Origin of the sequence: Peteryoungia wuzhouensis, from assembly GCF_003205195.1 — a bacterium.
Lineage (GTDB): Bacteria > Pseudomonadota > Alphaproteobacteria > Rhizobiales > Rhizobiaceae > Allorhizobium > Allorhizobium wuzhouense.
On record NZ_QJRY01000003.1, the window covers coordinates 466,256 to 485,491 of the forward strand.

The 19,236-nt window shown below is 60.3% G+C and carries 13 protein-coding genes; 1 reads left to right on the top strand and 12 read right to left on the bottom strand.

Going from position 1 to position 19,236, the window contains the following annotated elements; translation table 11 throughout:
• The first annotated feature begins 14 nt into the window (after positions 1-14).
• Entirely contained in the window at positions 15-1,355 is a 1,341-nt protein-coding gene (locus DMY87_RS11395) for a bifunctional folylpolyglutamate synthase/dihydrofolate synthase (protein WP_245408893.1), read from the top strand.
• Positions 1,356-1,408: 53 nt separating this feature from the next.
• Here DMY87_RS11395 and trxA read toward each other — a convergent pair whose 3' ends face one another.
• The 12 genes from trxA to DMY87_RS11455 form a co-directional block, all read right to left on the bottom strand.
• Entirely contained in the window at positions 1,409-1,729 is a 321-nt protein-coding gene (gene trxA, locus DMY87_RS11400; protein WP_110791403.1) for a thioredoxin, read from the bottom strand.
• Between the two features lie 73 nt (positions 1,730-1,802).
• Positions 1,803-5,366 (bottom strand): double-strand break repair helicase AddA, encoded by a 3,564-nt coding sequence (addA, locus tag DMY87_RS11405; RefSeq protein WP_110791404.1) that lies wholly within the window; start codon positions 5,364-5,366, stop codon positions 1,803-1,805.
• A complete protein-coding gene (gene addB, locus DMY87_RS11410; RefSeq protein ID WP_110791405.1) occupies positions 5,359-8,547 on the bottom strand; it encodes a double-strand break repair protein AddB in 3,189 nt (1,062 codons plus the stop codon). The genes addA and addB overlap by 8 nt, the downstream gene beginning before the upstream one ends.
• 2 nt (positions 8,548-8,549) lie before the next feature.
• Entirely contained in the window at positions 8,550-9,284 is a 735-nt protein-coding gene (locus DMY87_RS11415; protein ID WP_110791406.1) for a nucleotidyltransferase family protein, read from the bottom strand.
• Positions 9,285-9,289: 5 nt separating this feature from the next.
• On the bottom strand, positions 9,290-10,819 hold the full coding sequence (tsaE, locus tag DMY87_RS11420; RefSeq protein WP_110791407.1) for a tRNA (adenosine(37)-N6)-threonylcarbamoyltransferase complex ATPase subunit type 1 TsaE: 1,530 nt from the start codon (positions 10,817-10,819) through the stop codon (positions 9,290-9,292).
• Positions 10,816-13,404 (bottom strand): PAS domain-containing sensor histidine kinase, encoded by a 2,589-nt coding sequence (locus DMY87_RS11425; RefSeq protein WP_110791408.1) that lies wholly within the window; start codon positions 13,402-13,404, stop codon positions 10,816-10,818. Before DMY87_RS11425 ends, tsaE begins: the two co-directional genes overlap by 4 nt.
• 198 nt (positions 13,405-13,602) lie before the next feature.
• Complete coding sequence (gene ahcY / locus DMY87_RS11430) at positions 13,603-15,000, bottom strand: adenosylhomocysteinase (protein WP_110791409.1); 1,398 nt, start codon at positions 14,998-15,000, stop codon at positions 13,603-13,605.
• Between the two features lie 162 nt (positions 15,001-15,162).
• A complete protein-coding gene (locus tag DMY87_RS11435; protein WP_110791410.1) occupies positions 15,163-15,441 on the bottom strand; it encodes an HPr family phosphocarrier protein in 279 nt (92 codons plus the stop codon).
• A gap of 4 nt (positions 15,442-15,445) precedes the next feature.
• Positions 15,446-15,847, bottom strand: a complete 402-nt coding sequence (locus tag DMY87_RS11440) for a PTS sugar transporter subunit IIA (protein ID WP_110791411.1) — start codon at positions 15,845-15,847, stop codon at positions 15,446-15,448.
• A 115-nt stretch (positions 15,848-15,962) separates the two neighbouring features.
• Entirely contained in the window at positions 15,963-16,424 is a 462-nt protein-coding gene (locus DMY87_RS11445; RefSeq protein ID WP_110791412.1) for an HPr kinase/phosphorylase, read from the bottom strand.
• Positions 16,421-18,202, bottom strand: a complete 1,782-nt coding sequence (locus DMY87_RS11450) for a sensor histidine kinase (RefSeq protein WP_110791413.1) — start codon at positions 18,200-18,202, stop codon at positions 16,421-16,423. Before DMY87_RS11450 ends, DMY87_RS11445 begins: the two co-directional genes overlap by 4 nt.
• 49 nt (positions 18,203-18,251) lie before the next feature.
• The gene (locus DMY87_RS11455; RefSeq protein WP_205908159.1) at positions 18,252-18,980 is read right to left on the bottom strand and encodes a response regulator transcription factor; all 729 of its coding nucleotides are present in this window, start codon (positions 18,978-18,980) and stop codon (positions 18,252-18,254) included.
• Between the last annotated feature and the right edge of the window lie 256 nt (positions 18,981-19,236).

Genomic DNA, 19,236 nt, shown 5'->3' on the forward strand with positions numbered 1-19,236 from the left:
GCGGAACACATGTGATGACAGCCCCTATCGTCAGCCTGGCCGACGCAGAGATCGAAAAGCTCATGGGGTTGCACCCCAAGGGATACGATCTCTCGCTCGACCGTATCCGCCGTCTGCTGGACGTGCTGGGAAATCCACAAACGCGCCTGCCGCCCGTCATTCACGTGGCCGGCACCAATGGCAAGGGCTCCGCGACAGCCTTCTGCCGTGCCCTTCTCGAAGCGCAGGGGCTTTCGGTCCACGTCCATACCTCGCCCCATCTCGTGCGCTGGCATGAGCGTTATCGCATCGGAGTCAAGGGCGGCGCTGGCAGGCTCGTCGCGGATGAGTTGTTTGCCGATGCCTTGCGCCGTGTTGCCGACGCCAATGGCGGCAAACCAATCACGGTCTTCGAGATCCTCACGGCCGTCACCTTTATTCTGTTTTCGGAACAGCCTGCCGACGTGGCGATCATTGAAGTGGGTTTGGGCGGCCGCTTTGATGCGACGAATGTGATCGAAAAGCCAGCTGTGTCAATCATCCAGCCGATTTCCCTCGACCATCAGGCTTACCTCGGCGATCGCGTCGAACTGATCGCGGCGGAAAAGGCAGGCATCATGAAACGTGGCGCGCCGGTGGTCATCGGCCACCAGGAATTCGACGGCGCAAAGGATGTGCTGATCAGCACCGCCGAGCGGCTCGGCTGTCCGCTCACCGTGTTTAGCCAGGATTTTCTCGGCTATGAAGAATTCGGTCGCCTGGTCTATCAGGACGAATTCGGCCTGATGGATCTGCCGCTTCCCCGCCTGCCTGGGCGTCATCAGATCGGCAACGCAGCGACCGCCATTCGCGCTGTAAAAGCCGCTGGCTTCCCCGTAACCGACCAAATCGCCGAAAAGGCGATGCTGTCGGTCGAATGGCCTGGACGTTTGCAGAGACTGACGGACGGTGCCCTTGTCGATCACGCCCCCGTCGGCGCCGAGATCTGGTTGGACGGCGGACACAATCCTGGCGCCGGTGAAGTAATCGCCGAAGCCATGGCTGCAATGGAAGAAAAGCAGGCACGCCCGCTGCACCTGATTGTCGGCATGATCAACACCAAGGACCCGATCGGATATTTCCGAGCCTTCACTGACATCGCCCACGATGTTTATACCGTTCCGATCCTTGGTTCGGATGTTGGACTGGATCCGGTGGCTCTTGCCCAATCCGCAGCAGAGGCAGGGTTGAAGGCCTTGCCTATGAGTTCTGTGGGCGAAGCGCTGGAAGCCATCCGCATACGCAGTGCGGACTCTGCCCCGCCGCGCATCATGATTGGCGGGTCACTTTATCTCGCCGGCAATGTGCTGGCCCAGAACGGCTCCATCCCGACATGAAAAAAGCCCGGCAAAACCGGGCTTTCTTGTCTCGATAGACGTGTGGCAGCCGTTCAGGCTGCTCCGGCGATCCAGCTGGTGAGCGCGGTCTTCGGCGCGGCGCCAACCTTGATGTCGGCCACTTCGCCACCCTTGAAGACAGCGAGCGTCGGGATCGAACGCACGCCGAACTGTGCGGCGAGTTCCGGATTTTCATCGATGTTCAGCTTGGCGATCTTCACCTTGCCGGCCATTTCGTTCGAGATCTCTTCGAGGCTCGGAGCGATCATCTTGCAGGGGCCGCACCATTCTGCCCAGAAATCGACAACGACCGGTTCGGACGCGTTGAGAACCTCTGCCTGGAAATTGGATTTGTCGACTTTCACGGTAGCCATGGGGCTCTCCTTATAGAACTGGAATTGACTAGATATGTGATGCCGCGTCGCGGTTATTTCAATATGCGGTATCTCACGATGTTTGGAGGTCGGCAAGAGACTGCGCAAGCAGGTCGTCATCGAGTGGAATGACGCTGCCCGTTTCCGTGTAGATCAGCCAGCATTCAATTGTCTTGTTTGGATAGAGCGGCTGCAGGATCTCCCGGTAGATGGCGAGCTGCGCGCGGTGCGAGAGGGGAGCTTCGACCGCATCGCGAGGCGTCTTGCGATTGGTCTTGTAGTCGGCGATGACGACCTTGTCGGCAAGCACAGCCATCCGGTCGAGACGCCCGGAAACAGCCCGCTGTTCGCCACGCAGCGTCAACGTTCCCATCACAGAGACTTCCGGCTGGCTGCCATCCGCAAAGAGCGAGGTCAGGTGAGGGTTCTCAATGACCGACAGCACGGTCGAGACGAGGCGTTCCCGTTCCGATGCCGGCCAGAACCGTGCCGCACGGCTCACATAGCGCTCTGCTGCATCACGCCGACCAGCCGCCGGGATCTCAGGCAGATTTTGCAGCATGCGATGGATGAGCCTGCCGCGCTGCAGGGCGATATCGGGTTTCTCGTCCGACACGAAGAGAGCCGAGGCGGTGATCATATCCTCGCTGTCATCGTCGATGAGAACGCCGCCTGCCGTCGACGGGCTGAGCGGACGCGGAAGCGCAACCGGCGGCGGAAGAGGACGCCACAGTGTCGCTGGCAGATCCACTGTTTCCTGGGTCTCACTGGTTTCCGACGCTTCCGGAAACTCCCGGCCGCGATCCGGCAAGCTCCAACACACGCCACCCCACGTCCCATCCGGTCCCTGATATTCCGCAGGTTTGCAGCGCATCTCGTCGGATTTCAGGGCATCAAGAATCATCCGATGCCAGATGTCGCCCGGATCGTTGACACCCCGATAACCGGCAATGATGAGCCGGTCTGCAGCACGGGTCATGGCGACATAGAGAAGTCGCCGGTATTCCTCTTCCGCAAGGGCCCTCAGCCGCTCGCTGTCCCTGTGCGTCAGCGAATTGGTAAGCGACTTGCCCGGCACCCAGAACGGTGTCGCAAACCCGTCCTCCGCCTCCAACAGGCGGAATTTCGCCAGATGATTGCTGTTGAACGGTTTGGACCCGCCATCGACGAGAAACACGATCGGTGCCTCAAGCCCCTTCGAGGCGTGCACGGTCATGATGCGGACTTCGTTCCGCTCCTTGTCCTGTTCGCGCTTCACCTCCGGCGCTTCCATCTCCAGCGTCGAAATGAAGGATTGCAGGCCGGGCAGGCCGGCGGTCTCGAAGGCCAGAGCAAAACTCAGGAACTCGTCGATGATGTCGCCGACTTCGGAACCCAGCCGGGCCAGATAGGCCTTGCGCCCTTGATGAGCACCGAGCACCCGGGCATAGAAGTCGTGCACGGAAAACCGGCGTGACTGTTCGAAGAACAGGTTCAGCGTTTCGCAGGTCTCGCGCCAGGCTGAACCCTCGGGCTCGGCCTCGTGCTTTAGCCGTTGCCACAGGCTTTCGCCTTCCGGCCGCTCCGCAGCCAATGCGAGAAGATCATCCTCTGTGTGATTGAAGAGCGGGCACTTCAAAAGCGCTGCCAGCGAAAGATCATCGTTTGGAAGCAGCATGAAGCGGCCCAATGCCAGCATGTCCTGAACCGCGATGTGGCTTGTCAGCTTCAAGCGGTCGGCACCGGCCACCGGAATGTTGTAGGGCCGCTTCAAGGCGCGGGTCAGCGCATTGACGAAACTGTCGCGCTTGCGCACCAGCACCAGGATATCGCCTGGCCGGATCAACCGCGCATGCCCATCTTCGATGATCGTCTGGCGTCCAACCATCTCGCGGATTTGGAAGGCGATCCGCCGCGCCAGCACGGCAGAGGGCGCGCTTTCCGGGGTGGCGTCGAACGGAGCCGTCCAGTCCTCGGTCTTCTCCTGCTTTTCGGCTGCGATCATGTCCCAGACATCGACGATACCCGGCTGCCCGATCCGGCTCGACCGGTGCACGATGTCGTCCCCGCCAGCGCTCAGGCCCCGGCGATTTTCTGGCGCCTGGAAAACCTGGTCGACCGCCTGCAAGACAGATTCGGTGGAGCGGAAGGAGAGGGGCAATCGGACGGAGTTGAACGCCTGACCGCTTTGGAACACCGCCACTTGGGTTTGCTTCGCCTCAGCAGAAAACTGCTCCGGCCGTGCGCCCTGGAAGGAGTAGATCGACTGCTTTTCATCGCCCACGGCGAAGAAGGTGCGGATACCGGCTTTTGCGCTCGCCCCGCTGAAGAAGTCCTCACGCAGAGAGCGGATCACCGCCCATTGAACGGGGCTCGTATCCTGCGCCTCGTCCACCAGAATGTGGTCGATGCCCTGGTCCAGCTTGTAGTGTACCCATGCGCCGACGTCGCTGCGGGTCAGCAGCTGTGCTGTTCGAACGATCAGATCCTCGAAATCAAGCTGCGAGCGACGCTTCTTCAGTTCCTCGTAGTCGGCATCCAACCTGAGGCCCAGGATCAGTGCGGCCTTTGTCGCCTCGTACATCCGGAAGATCCGCAACCGGTCGCGTTTGGCAACGACGTGCTCGCGAGCGGCAATGACGGCATCCTTGAGCTCCGGTGCGACCTTCGTCATCGCTGCAGCAATCAGCGAGCTGTCGGCCTTGGGGCTTTCCGTGCTCGTCAGGAATGCGCTGTCGATGAGGCTGGCGCGCGCCAATGGATCGGTTTCGACAAGCGCGCGCTCAAGGATCTCGGCAACGGTGCGAACCTTCTCGCCGCCCTTCTCCAGCGCAAGCCTGATGTAATGAGCAAAACTTGGGCCAGCGAGACCGGCGAGCGGCCAGTAGTCTTCCGCCCGGGACAGTTCTGTCTCCATCGGGGAAATGCCGAAACGCTGCCGAAGGGCAGGCTCCAACCCGCCGAGCCTGTCGGCCACACGCCGGAACTCGCGGATCGCATGGCGGTTGGCCACGATGTCGCCAATCAGGCTTTCCAGCCCGCTTTCGTCGGCGATACTCAAGACCCTGGAAAAAGCATCGGCCAGCGACGCGTCGTTTTCCGTCGAGGTCGCTGTCAGCAGCGATCGCCGTGCTTCCGAAAGCACAGTCACGGCAGCCCGGTCGTCGAGAACATTGAAATGCCCGGCGACATTGGCCTCCAGTGGAAATTGATGCAGAAGCGCCTCGCAGAAGGCATGGATGGTCTGGATCTTCAATCCACCGGGCGTTTCCAGCGCCTTGGCGAACAGCCGTCTGGCCGCCGCGAGTGTCACGCGGTCCGGCTGTCTCTGCTCGATTTTGGCGATCCGCTTCGACAGTTCGGCGTCATCGAGCGTCGCCCACTCGGCCAGGCGCTGGAAGACACGGTTCGACATTTCCGAGGCTGCAGCCTTGGTATAGGTCAGGCAGAGGATGGAGGAGGGACGTGCACCCGCCAGCAGCAGGCGGATGACCCGCTGCGTCAACACATGCGTCTTGCCCGAGCCCGCATTGGCCGACACCCAGGCCGATTGGCCGGGATGGGATGCGCGTGATTGCTCCAGCGAGGTCCAATCCAGCCATACGGCCGGATCACTGCTGCTCGGCAGCGTGTCGATATCGAGACTGCTCTCAGTCATCGGCAGCAGCCTCCTCGGTATCGGCCGTGGACCATTCGGCTACGCGGGCGAGGTGATCGTATTCCCCGCCATAACTGTTCTGTTCAGCCGGAATGAGCCGCGAGACATAACCGCGCTCGCCGCTATGCAGCGCAGCGACGAAACGCCCGAGTTCCTCGACTGCCTGCGATGCCAGATCCGCTGCCGATTTCTTGTTGTCGCCGCGCCCGCTGAGCTCGTTGTTGACCTGATCTACGATGAACCGCTCTCCAGGTCTCAGGCGCATATAGATCAGGTTGTCCGGCCGCACCTGTCCGGCAGGTTTGAACGCCCCTTCCATCAGGGCGGCGGCTTCCAGTGCCAGCTGAGGGTCGAGCAGGCTGCGTGCCTGTGCGGCGCTCGGTGCCAGTCCCGTCTTGTAGTCGATGATGTCGGCATGCCCGCCACCTTTAAGATCGATACGGTCGGCAATGCCACTGATGGTGATCCCGACCGGTTCCAACACCACGTTTCCCCGCATTTCCGTCAGTATCCGACGCAGTTCCGGTCGCCGCTTGCGCTCCCATTCGATGAACTCTGGCACCACGGCATAAAACCGCTGCCGCCATACCACATCGAGATGCAACGGCAGGGCCTCCTTGAGAAATTCCTCATCGGTGATGGTGCGGAGGAGATCGACGGCGTCGAGGCGGCTGGGATCATGGCCCTCACGCACGAACCGATCGACGATTCGGTGGTAGAGCGTACCGCGCTCTGCGGCCCCGGGATCCTGATTGAACGGTTCAACGGCATCGAGCCGTAGGATACGCCGAGCATAGGTGGCGTAAGGGTCTCGCCGGAAACGCCCGACTTCGGAAAAACTGAAGGAGCGAGGCTGAAGTTCGAGGCGCGGCCGGGGCGAGGGCCGCTGAGCCGGTGCCTGGCTTTCCCCCTGGTCGATGAGATCGGCATAGCGGCGAAAGACCTGGCCGCGCCGCTTCATGGCCTCTTGCAGTTCAGGTCCGCCAAGTGCCACCAGACGCTGGAGCCAACGGGATGCGACCGTCGGTGCAGATCCCTGCCGGAGCGCACGGGCAAAGATCAACTTACGCGTCCCGCAGGCCATCTGGAAGTCGTGTGCCACCTGTCCCGTCTGGCGTTCCGGTGGCTCAAGCCCGATATCTGTCTTCATCATGCGAGACAGGAACGGATTGTTCTTGGTCTGGTTCGGCCAGCTGCCCTCGTTCATGCCGCCGATCACCATCATGTCGACATTTTGCAAACGCGCTTCCAGGGTGCCGAAGATGAACACACGCGGATGACGCATCGCTCTCGGCTTCACCGCCTGGCCAGCCATCAGGGCTGTGAGGATATCGACCCATTGCGACCCGTCCGCCTCGATCTGCCCATCGGCCTCCAGCACCTGGCCGAGCAGTTGTGCAAGCGTCTCGCCGCCCTCGTTCCCCCAGAGGCCCGCGAGGTCCCGTCGATCGTCCATACAGACCGCCTCAAGAACACGTCCTGTTCTTTCGGCCCATTCCGCCAAGGTAAACTGGCGCGTTAGCGATGCGCCATCGGCCGAGCGCACAACGGCAGAGACCAGCGGTTCGACGGCAGCAGTGACGTTTCTCGCCAGAACCCGCGCAAGCTCGATATCTTCCTGCGGGACCGACAGCCGCCATTGCGGCTTGTGGCGATCGGCCAGGTGATCAATCAGCCCCTGCTCGAAAAGCGCTTCCATCTCGGCAAGGTCGAGCGAGCGGATGCCGCCGCGAAGCGCGATGACCTCAAGCGCGTCTGCAGCCCGTCGCATGTCCGCTTCGGAGAGACCAAAGCGCGCCAGTGGATGCTTGATCAGCGAAACGATCGGCACCGGATCGCCGGGCCTGAGGCAGGCTTCGGCTGCGATCTGCGTCAGCATGGCTGCAAGCGTCCCGGTGAGCGGCGTTCCGGCCGAATCGTCGGCTTCGATGCCAAAGCGTGCGAGTTCCGACATGACGCGGCGGGCAAGCGCGCGATCGGGCGTGATCAGGGCGACGCGACTGTCCGGCGCGCCGGCCGTCTCTTCCAAGGCGAGCCGGAGTGCGATTGCAATGGCGGTCGCTTCCTCTCGTTCATTGGCCGCCTCGATCAGCGAGACGTCCTCAAAGGCTGCCAGCACTCGCTCTGTTTCAAAATCGTCGCGCCAGGACTTCCAGCTGTCGGTCGCTTCCGCCGGCGCCATCGCCCGCGACAGGATTTCCGCGCGATCCTGAAGAACGGGATCGGCGTCGGCGAGTGCCGGAATATCGGCACGTTCCACCACCATGTGGCGAAGCAGCTGGGCGAGACCATATTGCGGATGACCGCGAAGGGCAGGGTTCGGTGCGATCAACGAAGAACTGCGATCGTTCAGTTTCAGCCAGTCCTCGTCCGGCATCTGCTGGTCGAGGCCAGGCAGCACCACGACGCCGTTCTCTCGCCCAGCGATGGCTGCGATCAGCTCGGCCGCTGCCGGGATTGAACCCGTCGATCCGGCCACGATGATCGGCCCGGTTGACCCGGTCCGCCTGATGCGCTCGGCCTCGGCCCGTAGCACGGCATCGCGATGACGTGCCGGGGAGGAGCGCACGAGTTCATTCAAGCGTTCTGGCCAGAAGGTCGTTGCAATCTTCAGGAATTCGAGTGTGAGCTGCCACCAGGAGCCGAAGTCCGCCGATTGCAGGGTGTTGAGGTTCTCCCAGTCGCAGCCTTCCGTCTCGGCAGCCTCTATCAATTCGACGAGTGCGCGCGCCAGCCAGACGGCGTCAGCCGGGCTTGCCGGCGCGACCAAGGGCGTGTCGCTATGGATGGAGCGCACGATCTCCGGCAGCTGATTGCGCCAGGCGAGGATCAGCCGTGCGAGCTCCAGCAGCATCACGATCCCGCTGACAGGCGGCGCCAGATCCATCAGCAGCGGGGCGTCCTGATCGAAAAAGCCGCTGTCGTCGTCGGTTTCGCCAAGCGGCCGGATGTTTGGCAAGATCGCTGAACGGCCCCCCAGCAGGTCGACGAATTCCGATCTGAGCACGCGCGCCGCACGGCGCGTCGGCACGAGAACGGTAACTTTGGCCAGCGATAATGGATCTTCGGGATCGTAGCGATAACCGTCGACCAGGGTTCCATCGAGCAGCGCCTGAGTCAGCGTCTTGAGAAACGGCCGCCCCGGTGGAATGGTAAAAACGCGGGGAGTTTTCGATGCCACGGTCAGCTCTCCTGCCGAGAGAGGGCAATCTTTGCCTCCGCCGGCGCTATCGCATCGGGGGTGCCGACAGTCAGCCAATGTCCCTGCAGACGCTCGCCAAAGAGCCGTCGGGCAGCAATGGCGCGGTCGAAATAGATGTTGAGGTTGAATGCTTCCTCCGGCGCATCGGCCAGAAGCCCCGGCATCAGGGCTAGAGCGCCGGCATAAACGACGGGATCGGGATCGCCCACGCGGTAGCGTGTCAGGCCGCCGTCGGCAGCCATGGAGAAATCATTCTTACCATTGTGGCCGGTGGTCTGACTTTCCGCGACGCAAAGCATCGCCATGTCCATCATTTCAGGATCGAAGCGCTTACCGAGCCGCGTGAGATTGGACGGTTCACCCTTGGGCTCGCCGATCCAGAACAGATCAGCGTTCATCACCAAGGCGGGCGCGGCAGCATCCAGTCGCTTCAGGCCACGCGCCAGTCCACCACCGGAATCCATCAACTGCTCGCGCTCGTCGGAAATGATGATCTCCAGTCCATTGATGGAGGCCAAGTGCCGCTCCATCTGGTCGGCATGATGGTGGACATTGACCACCACGGTCGTCACGCCGGTTTCCTTCAGCGTATCAAGCGCATAATCGATCATCGCCTTGCCGCCGATTTTCACCAGTGGTTTGGGAGTCGTCTCGGTGATGGGTCTCATCCGCGTACCGAGACCGGCCGCGAGTACCATGGCTTGGGTGATGGTCATTTGAACTACGCCGCTGATTCGGGGAGTTCGATTCCAGCCTCTGCGCACCAGCGGCGCAAGGGGGCAAGCACAGGATGCTCGAACGCCACGGACAAATGCCAGAGCGTTCTCGGCATGTGCCGCATATATCCGGGTTTTCCATCTCGTTTCAGCAGGCGAACCCACAGCCCGTTGAGCTTGCAGGCGCGTTGTGCGGCCATGATCGCCCAGCTTTTCAGAAATGTCGCCTCGTCGAAATCAGCCGTCCTGTTCCGCAGAGCAAGGTAGTCAGCCATCAATTGATCCATCAGCGGACGGGGGATCGTCACACGGGCGTCCTGAACCAGCGAGACGAGATCATAGGCGGAAGGGCCAATCATCGCGTCCTGGAAGTCGATGAGACCGATCCGGTCATGGCCGGTTCGCTCCCCCTGCCAGATGATGTTTGGAGAGTGGAAGTCACGCAGCACGATGGATTTCTCCACCGTCGCCAGTTCATCGATCAGATTGTCCCAGATATTCAGGTAACTTTCCCGTTCTGCCGCGCTGACAGGAACGCCGTCACGCTTCCAGGGAAGGTGCCAATCAAGCAGCAACTCGACTTCCATTTTCATGGCAGGTCGGTCGAAGTCCGGGATGACGTGGACCCATCCGCCACGCAGCGCGATCTCCCGCTCAAAAGGCGAATCGTGGATGGCGGCGAGGCAGGCGGCACTTGCCCTGTAGCGCTCCTCGATCGGCTTCCCCGCTGCGTCGAGAACGCCCTCAGTGCCAAGGTCCTCAAGCAGCAGAATTCCAGAATCGCAATCTGTTGCAAGAATGGCCGGCGCCGCAAATCCACGCATTCGCAAAGCTTCATCAATGGCGACGAAGGGATAGACGTCTTCGGCCAGGTGTACGATCTGCGAATAGGGTTTCCCATCCCGGATCGGCGGCCCATTCGGTCGTGCCGGGGCGTCCATCAGCACGAGGCGAGCGTCGCCGTTCGCAGGATAGATATGTTCATAAGCGCGAGTGGAGGCATCGCCGGTCAGGTGGCGTCTCGAAGCGTGATCAAAGCCGTTGTCCTCAAGAAAGCGCCTGATCTGCAGGATCCGCCGAAGCCTCGTCAGTTTGGCCTCTGGCCCTGAGAGCAAGACCACCCGGCCGCCCTCTTTCGAAAACTGGAACCGAATGTCGATCCTGCTCTTCGGAAGAGCTTTGCCTGCTCTTTCCGGCCATTCCACCAGGCAGATACCGTTGGAGAGTGCTTCGTCGAAACCGAGCTCGTCAAGTTCGCTGACGTCCGCCAGCCTATAGAGATCGAAATGCGAGACTGGCAGGCGAAGATCATAACTCTGCACCAGCGTGAAAGTCGGGCTCGGGACTTCAAGATCCGGATCGTCGGCCACCGCACGCAGCAGCGCGCGGCAGAGGGTCGATTTCCCCGCACCAAGATCTCCCCAAAGCGCGACACAGTCACCGGCCTGAAGTGCGAGCGCCAGATCCTCTCCCAACTCGACCGTTGCGGTCTCGTCAGGCAGGACTAACTCGATCAGATCGGGGTGGTCTGTCATTCGGCTGCGGCGATGACTTGCGGAATACTGGCGGAAGGAATGCGGCAATTGACCGTGGTGCCCTGACCCGGCGCACTGTCGATCGACACCTGGCCATGATGCAGGTTGACGAAACTATGCACGATTGACAATCCAAGGCCTGGACCGCTGCGCTTTCCACCCTTGGGATTGGTGGAGAATCGATCGAAGGCTGACATCACCATGTCGGCTTCCATCCCGCATCCACGGTCGGTCACGGAGAACACGAAGTCGACACCGTCGCGCCAGCATTTCATTCTGACAGCCGTGCCCTCAGGCGCGAAATTCACGGCATTGGTCAGGATCTTGATCAGGATCTGCTTCAGGCGCTGTCGGTCGGCGATGATATGGCCGAGCTGCGCCGGTGCCGAAATCTCCAGTGTAACTCCGCCTTCCTGCAGCCGATCCGTCATCTGCATCGAGACGTCATCGAGCAGATCGCTGAGATCGATCTCGGAATAGTCGAGCTGCATGATGCCGGCATCGACCGTCGCAAGGTCGAGAATATCGTTGACGATCGTCAGCAGCAGCGAAGAGGAGGTCGAGATGTGGTCGATATATTCGGCCTGGCGCTCATTAAGCGGCCCGATCGTCGGGGTCTTCAGCAGATCCGTGAAACCGATGATGTTGGTCAGTGGCGAGCGAAGCTCGTAGGAGACGTGCTGGACGAAATCGTTCTTCAGCTCGTCCGCCTTGCGCAGCGCTTCGTTCTTTTCCTTGAGTGCCCGTTCCGCGCGCACGCTGTCGGTGATGTTGACGAAGGTTAGCATGGTCTGGGCGTTGGGCAGTGGTGTCACGGCGTAGTCGAGAACGAGGCCGGAATAGAGTTCCAGCGTGCCCTGGCTCGACGGGCGTTCATCCTCGAAGCTGGTGATCATCTTGCCGAAGGCCTTCCAGCCATCCGCCTTGTCATACGAGGATTTGCAGGCAGCTTCGAGCAGGCGGATATGCGTGCCCACAGCAGCCTGGGCTTCCGTGATGCCCCACAGCGCCCGGAAGGCGGGATTGGACAGCTGGATACGTCCATCCGGACCAAACACTGCGACACCTTCCGAAAGGTGGTCGATGGTTTCACCCTGGACCTGCAGTAGCGTGTTGTAGCGGGTCTCAAGGCTGACCTGCTCGGTCAGGTTCTCGAACATCCAGGTGACGCCGCCCTGCGGGTGCGCCGAGGCGATGACGCGGAGTGTCTGGCCATTGGGCAGATGCCAGAGATCGGTCTGTGTCTCCAGAGCGCGATAAACGGAAAGGCAGCTTTCTTTCCAGGCCTTCCAGCTCAGTTGCTCTGGCAATTTGTGCGCGGAGCGCAGCCGATCGAGGAGTTCGGCATGGTCGGGGCGTGATTCCAGGAAGGGCGTATCGAGACCCCAGAGCTGGACGAAGGCTTGGTTGTAGAACTGCAGGCGTCGATCGGCGTCGAAAATGGCAACCGGCGTTGCCAAATGATCGAGCGTTTCGGCGTGGCTCTTCAGTGTACGAATGAGTTCTTCACGCAGTGTTTCGGCAGAAGAGACGTCGATTGCCATGCCGCACGATCCGCTGGGGCCGCGCACGTCAACCACTTCGAAGAAGGTCCGTCCGCCTCGCACCGCAGTCGAGACCGTATCGCGGAACGGGGATTCCGGCGTCGTCGTCGCTTTGATCTTCTCGCGCGTAAGTGTGCCGAGAATTTCCCGACCTTCCTGAACGGCCTGACCCGGCGAGGTCGCTTCCACCGCTTCGCAGTAAGCCTGGTTCACCCAGGTCAAACGGCCGTCACGATCTCTCTGCCAGACAGGCTGTTCGATCGAATCCAGCAAGGATTCGAAGGATGCGATCGAATTGCGCAGGCGATTGCGTTCGATCTTCAATTCGGCCAGTTCTGCACGCAGGTTGTTCAGCGCCAGGAACAGGGCATAGGCCCGTCCCCCATAAAGGCGTCCCTGAACTTCGATGACTTCGCCGCGAATGGTCTCCACGACCAGATCGAAAGTGCTTGCATTGGAGCGTAGAGCCTCGATTGCCCGCTCCACTTCGCCGGCGGAGTTCGGCGTCAACCAACGACCGAAAGCGAGAAAATCGCTGTCGTTCTGTGGTGCACCGGTTTCACCCGGCAACTGACCGAGAAATTCTGCCTTGCCGTTCTGACCATCCCAGATCACGACACGGCGATTCTTGTCGGCAATGAAGGCTTGGTAACGCGAGATTTTGTGCTGGCTGACAGACAACTCCGACCGCAGGTCACGTCGCTCAGACTCAAGACGGTTCCGTTGCCGGGCAAGCCATCCGGCTGACAGAAGGGCAGCCGAAAGGGCACCAAGCAACAGTGCATAGCCCGCGACATCGACGCGGTTGAGATTGCCGATAATTGAATGCTCTGTCTGAGCCTGGGCAAGAGCAGGGTATATCACGCCGGCCAGCATGCTCCCACAAGCGAGAAGGTGCCGCAGCGAGCCGATGAGGCTCCGCGGTGCGGCCACCGTTCTCCCCCGCAGGGCCGGCAGTTCTGGACTATGCCGCAAAAGGCTGGAGTTCCCGGCCAGAATGGCCGTATCCCGCAAATGCGGGGCGCGTTGATCTACCGACATTCTCGGTCTGTCTCCGTCTCATTATGTGCCGCATCGTCGACAAGACATCCGTGCTCGCGGACCGCTCGTGCAGTCCACGAATCAAGTCCTAAAACAATACCGCCGATGGAATGGGTCGGGAAGGCCGAGGCCCAAAAAAGAAGACGGCGCCTTTGTCAAGACGCCGTCCACTAGATGTAGATATTATCCAGCTATATTTTAATAGCGGTAGTGTTCTGCCTTGAACGGACCCTGCGTCGTGACGCCAATATAGGCGGCCTGTTCGTCCGAAAGCGTCGTAAGCTTCACGCCGAGCTTCTCAAGATGCAGGCGGGCAACCTTTTCGTCGAGGTGCTTGGGCAGAACATAGACGCCCGGCTTGTACTCTTCCGTCTTGGTGAAGAGCTCGATCTGACCGAGAACCTGGTTGGTGAACGACGCCGACATGACGAAGGACGGATGGCCGGTGGCGTTGCCGAGGTTCAGCAGACGGCCTTCCGAGAGAAGGATCATGCGGTTGCCCTTCGGGAATTCGACCATATCGACCTGCGGCTTGATGTTGGTCCACTTCAGGTTCCGGAGAGCCGCAACCTGGATCTCGTTGTCGAAGTGGCCGATATTGCCGACGATCGCCATATCCTTCATCTCGCGCATGTGCTCGATGCGGATGACGTCCTTGTTGCCGGTGGTGGTGATGAAGATATCAGCCGAGGAAACAACGTCTTCCAGAGTGACGACTTCGAACCCGTCCATAGCAGCCTGCAGCGCGCAGATCGGGTCGACTTCCGTCACCTTCACGCGAGCTCCGGCACCGCTCAGCGAAGCAGCCGAGCCCTTGCCAACGTCGCCATAACCGCAGACGACCGCGACCTTGCCGGCCATCATCACGTCGGTGCCGCGGCGGATGCCGTCGACCAGCGATTCCTTGCAGCCATACTTGTTGTCGAACTTCGACTTGGTGACCGAGTCGTTGACATTGATGGCGGGGAAGGGAAGGAGGCCCTTCTTGGCCAGTTCGTACAGGCGATGCACACCGGTCGTGGTTTCCTCGGTAACGCCCTTGATGGCATCACGCTGCTTGGTGAACCAGCCCGGCGAAGCGGCCAGACGCTTCTTGATCTGGGCGACCAGGATTTCTTCTTCTTCCGACTGCGGATTGGAAAGAACGTCCTCGCCGGCTTCAGCGCGGGCGCCGAGCAGGATATACATGGTGGCGTCGCCACCATCGTCGAGGATCATGTTGGAAACGCCGCCGTCGGTCCACTGGAAGATCCGGTCGGTATATTCCCAGTAGTCGGTGAGCGACTCGCCCTTGATGGCGAAGACCGGAATGCCGGCGGCGGCAATCGCGGCAGCGGCATGGTCCTGGGTCGAAAAGATGTTGCAGGAAGCCCAGCGCACGTCGGCGCCAAGCTCGACCAGCGTCTCGATCAGCACGGCCGTCTGGATCGTCATGTGCAGCGATCCGGTGATACGTGCACCCTTCAGCGGCTTGCTGGCGCCGAATTCGGCGCGGCAGGCCATCAGGCCCGGCATTTCCGTTTCGGCAATGCTGATTTCCTTGCGGCCATAATCGGCGAGACCGATATCGGCGATGACATAGTCATGTTTGCTCATGAGAGTCTCCGGCTGGATCTGGGCCCGGTCTCTGCCTGGGGCAGAACCGAGGAACGCTCGACCCGCGAATGCATATCGCGGCGATTGGGTCGTTCCTAGCAGGGATCGTCAAAGAAGGCAATGAGACATAAAGAAGTCTTTATGTCCTTATGTGGAGATGCTTTACATCTCCTCACCGAAGCGATCGGCAACGAGTGCTTCCAGCGCGTCAAGGACAGCCTCCGCCTCGTTGCCGGAGGCGCTCACGCTGATCGAACAGCCAGGACTTGCAGCCAGCATCATCAGGCCCATGATCGAAGCTCCGCCCACGCTGGTGCCATCCTTGGAGACGGTAACAGCTGCGTCAAAGCCGCTGACGGTCTGAACGAATTTGGCAGACGCGCGTGCATGCAGGCCGCGCTTGTTGACAATCAGCAGGTCGCGGGCAAGCGAGGCGGTCATTCCGTTACTTTCCACTGAGAACGCGGCTGGCGACATTGATGTATTTGCGGCCGGCCTCGGAGGCTTCGACGAGGGCGCGATCCATGTCGTTGTCCCCACGGATCCCGGCCAGCTTGATCAGCATGGGTAGATTGACCCCGGCAATCACCTCAATCCGACCATTGTTCATGACGGAAATGGCAAGATTGGACGGAGTGCCGCCGAACATGTCGGTCAAAATGATCACGCCATGGCCATCGTCAGCCCGAAGGACGGCATCGAGAATGTCCTGACGACGCTGGTCCATGTCGTCTTCGGGGCCAATCGAAACGGTCTCGATGCATTTCTGTGGGCCGACGACATGTTCCACCGCGTGGTGAAACTCTTCAGCCAGCTTGCCATGTGTGACAAGCACAAGTCCGATCATTCTCTACTGCCCCTTAGCGGAAAAAATCGCCAGATAGCGCAACACCAGTGGTTCGTCCATCGATAGGACGCCATCTTGTCCATCAAAACAGGAAGTGCAAGCCAAAACCGCGTGCTTAAGAGCGCTTTGCTTGCATCATGGCGATTTGTGCGAAGATGAGCGCTAGCGGAAAACGACTCCAGAATGGCACTCTTATGACAGGAAGGTCGATCTCGGGTGTGAGGGAAAGGCGTTCGTTCTCGGGCGGCAGGCGCATACTTTCATCGGCACTGACTGGCAGGAGTACAAAATGGAGTTCGGCCTCCTCGACGCTGTGCACCGCGACAATTCCGCTGTAACGCAACTCCATGAGGCCCCTTATCGCATCAGGTCTTCTGGCCACAATCCGCTCGTTTTGCCGGACCAAAAGCACCTGATCGTCGGCCACGAGAGCATTTGGAAGACCGCGCAGCGTGGCCTCTGCCAGGCAGTCGAAGGCGAGACCCGACTTCCCGCAGCCTGAGGGACCGGAGAAGAACAATCCCGTCCCATCGATTACGATGGCGGTTCCATGCGCATTGTTTGTCATATCGCTCATGTCCCGGCCTCAAACGGTAGCGCGAGGACGAAGCGGGCGCCGGTAATCCGGCCGCGCGTGCTATCAAGAACGTTTTCCGCCCTCAGTGTGCCGCCATGCGCTTCCGCAATCTGACGGCTGATTGACAGGCCGAGGCCGGAATTCTGGCCGAAACTCTCTCCCTCTGGTCGATCGGTGTAGAAGCGCTCAAAGATTCGGTCGATGTTTTCGGCCTGGATGCCGGGTCCATTGTCTTCGACCTGAATGAGGCAGCGTGTCCGCGTCCGCGATAGGCGCACGGTTATGCAGCCGCCATCTTCAGGCACAAAGGACCGAGCGTTTTCGATCAGGTTCGTGACGATCTGCCCCAGCCGGAGATCGTGGCCGTTGACGATGAAGCCCTGCTTGGAGCCTGGCTTCTGGTCTATCACATAGTCAATCTGTACGGCCTTCTTGCCATGACGGATCTCGCGCGAGATATCGACGAGGCTGGAGAGCAGGATTTCCAGATCAACTGGCTTTGCATCCGAACGCGCCAGTTCTGCATCCAGACGCGAGGCGTCCGAGATGTCGCTGATCAGCCGATCCAGCCGTCGCACGTCGTGCTGGATGATATCCATCAGCCGCTGCCGGGACTCGGCCGTTTTCGCAAGCGGAAGGGTTTCGACTGCCGAGCGCAACGAAGTCAGCGGGTTCTTCAATTCGTGGCTGACATCGGCCGCGAAACTCTCGATCGCATCAATGCGGTCATAAAGGGCGGTCGTCATTTCCCGAAGGGCAATCGACAGATTGCCAATCTCGTCCTGGCGAACGGAGAAGTCGGGGATCTCCTCGCGTTCCTTCGCACCGCGCCGAACGCGAATAGCAGCTGCTGACAAACGGCGCAGCGGATTGGCAATGGTGGACGACAACAGGAGCGACACGACGATGTTGACGAGTGTGGCGACACCGAAGACGCGCAGGATGGCAAGACGTTCCGCATGGACGATCTTGTCGATATCGCCGGCCTGCGTCGATAGCAGAAGGACGCCGAGCACAGCCCGCGAGCGCTGAACAGGGACCGCCACCGAGACAATCAGTTCGCCTTGGTCCGTCACGCGCACCACGGCACCCCGAACCCCGGTGAGGGCATTCATCACTTCCGGATAGATCGATCCGTCGCCTCCGGGGGCTTCCTTGTAGATCGGAAGGTTGCCGGGCTGCAGGATCGTGTTGAACATCCGCGTGATCCAGTCTGTCAGGCTGGACGTGTCATTGTCGACGGGCGGCAGGTCAAAGCGAAGCACCTGGCCGCGAGAATACAGATGACGGGAATCGAGCAGCAGGTTGGCATCGGCATCGAACAGGCGCGCGCGGATGCGTGTCGGCGATATCAGCCGACGCAGAACCGGCGCGACGCGTTCCGGATTGATGGGGAACTCAAGGTCTTCATCGTTCGGAACCGGGGTAATGCTCTGTCCCGCCTGCAACTCCAGCAGCTTTTCCGGATCGATGGTGATGGAGTTCGTATCAACGGACGCCGATGCCGAAACGGCCGCCGCAATGATCTCGCCCTGCGTCAGCAGGCTTTCGACGCGCGCATCGATCAGCCCCTCGCGGAACTGATTGAGATACATGATCCCGCCGACCAGAACGATCAGGGCGGCGAGGTTGAAAAAGACGATCCGTCGCGTCAGGCTCGAAAACAGCGCATGACCGAATATCCGCCGGATGAGGATGAAAGGATGGGAAAACAGCCGCCGCTGCTCGGAGCCGCCCTCCAGCTCCTCCAGATTCCCATCGTCAACCTGTCTGGCCAAACCTCACCCTTTCGCCCGTCTCCGGTCAGATCCCGGAGATGCCGGGACCTCAAGCCGCTTCGCGGAAGCGGTAGCCCACACCGTAGAGGGTTTCAATCATGTCGAAGTCGGTGTCGACCATTTTGAACTTCTTGCGCAAGCGCTTGATATGGCTGTCGATCGTGCGGTCGTCGACATAGACCTGCTCGTCATAGGCGGCATCCATGAGGGCGTCACGGCTTTTGACCACGCCCGGACGTTGTGCCAGCGACTGTAGAATGAGAAATTCTGTAACCGTGAGGGTGACGGCATCGCCCTTCCAGGTGCACGTGTGACGCTCCTGATCCATGACGAGTTGTCCACGCTCCAGCGTGCGAGCCTGCTGTTCGCTGCCGGGTTTTGCTGCGCCGCCGCCTGTTGCCGCCAGGTTTTCGCGGCTTGCGGCACGACGCAGAATGGCCTTCACCCGCTCGACCAACAGGCGCTGGGAGAAGGGCTTGGTGATAAAATCGTCGGCACCCATCTTCAGGCCGAACAGTTCGTCGATTTCCTCGTCCTTGGACGTGAGGAAAATCACCGGCAGGTCGGACTTCTGGCGCAGCCTGCGCAGGAGTTCCATTCCGTCCATGCGCGGCATCTTGATGTCGAAGATTGCCAGCTGCGGGGGGCGTGCCAGCAAGCCATCCAGCGCCGAAGCGCCGTCGGTGTATGTTTCGACCTTATAGCCTTCGGCCTCAAGCGCGATCGAAACCGACGTCAGAATGTTGCGGTCGTCATCCACCAGAGCAATCGTCTGCATAACATAGGTCTCCATCATCTCTAAGCGCTGCTCCTGGCTCTACCCCAGCCCAGCTCCGGTTCAGTGACAGCTTCATGAGTATAAAGGTGGAACAAATTGTGGCAAACGGAAACCCTCTGTCGGTGTCAGGGCCTGATGGGGTCGCTCAGGAACGGTCACCAGAAGAAAAATGTGTTGGAATAGAACGGGAACTAAACGATTTAAAAAGGCGCTTTTCGGTTTTAAATCGATTAAATAATTGATATCATTGATTTTT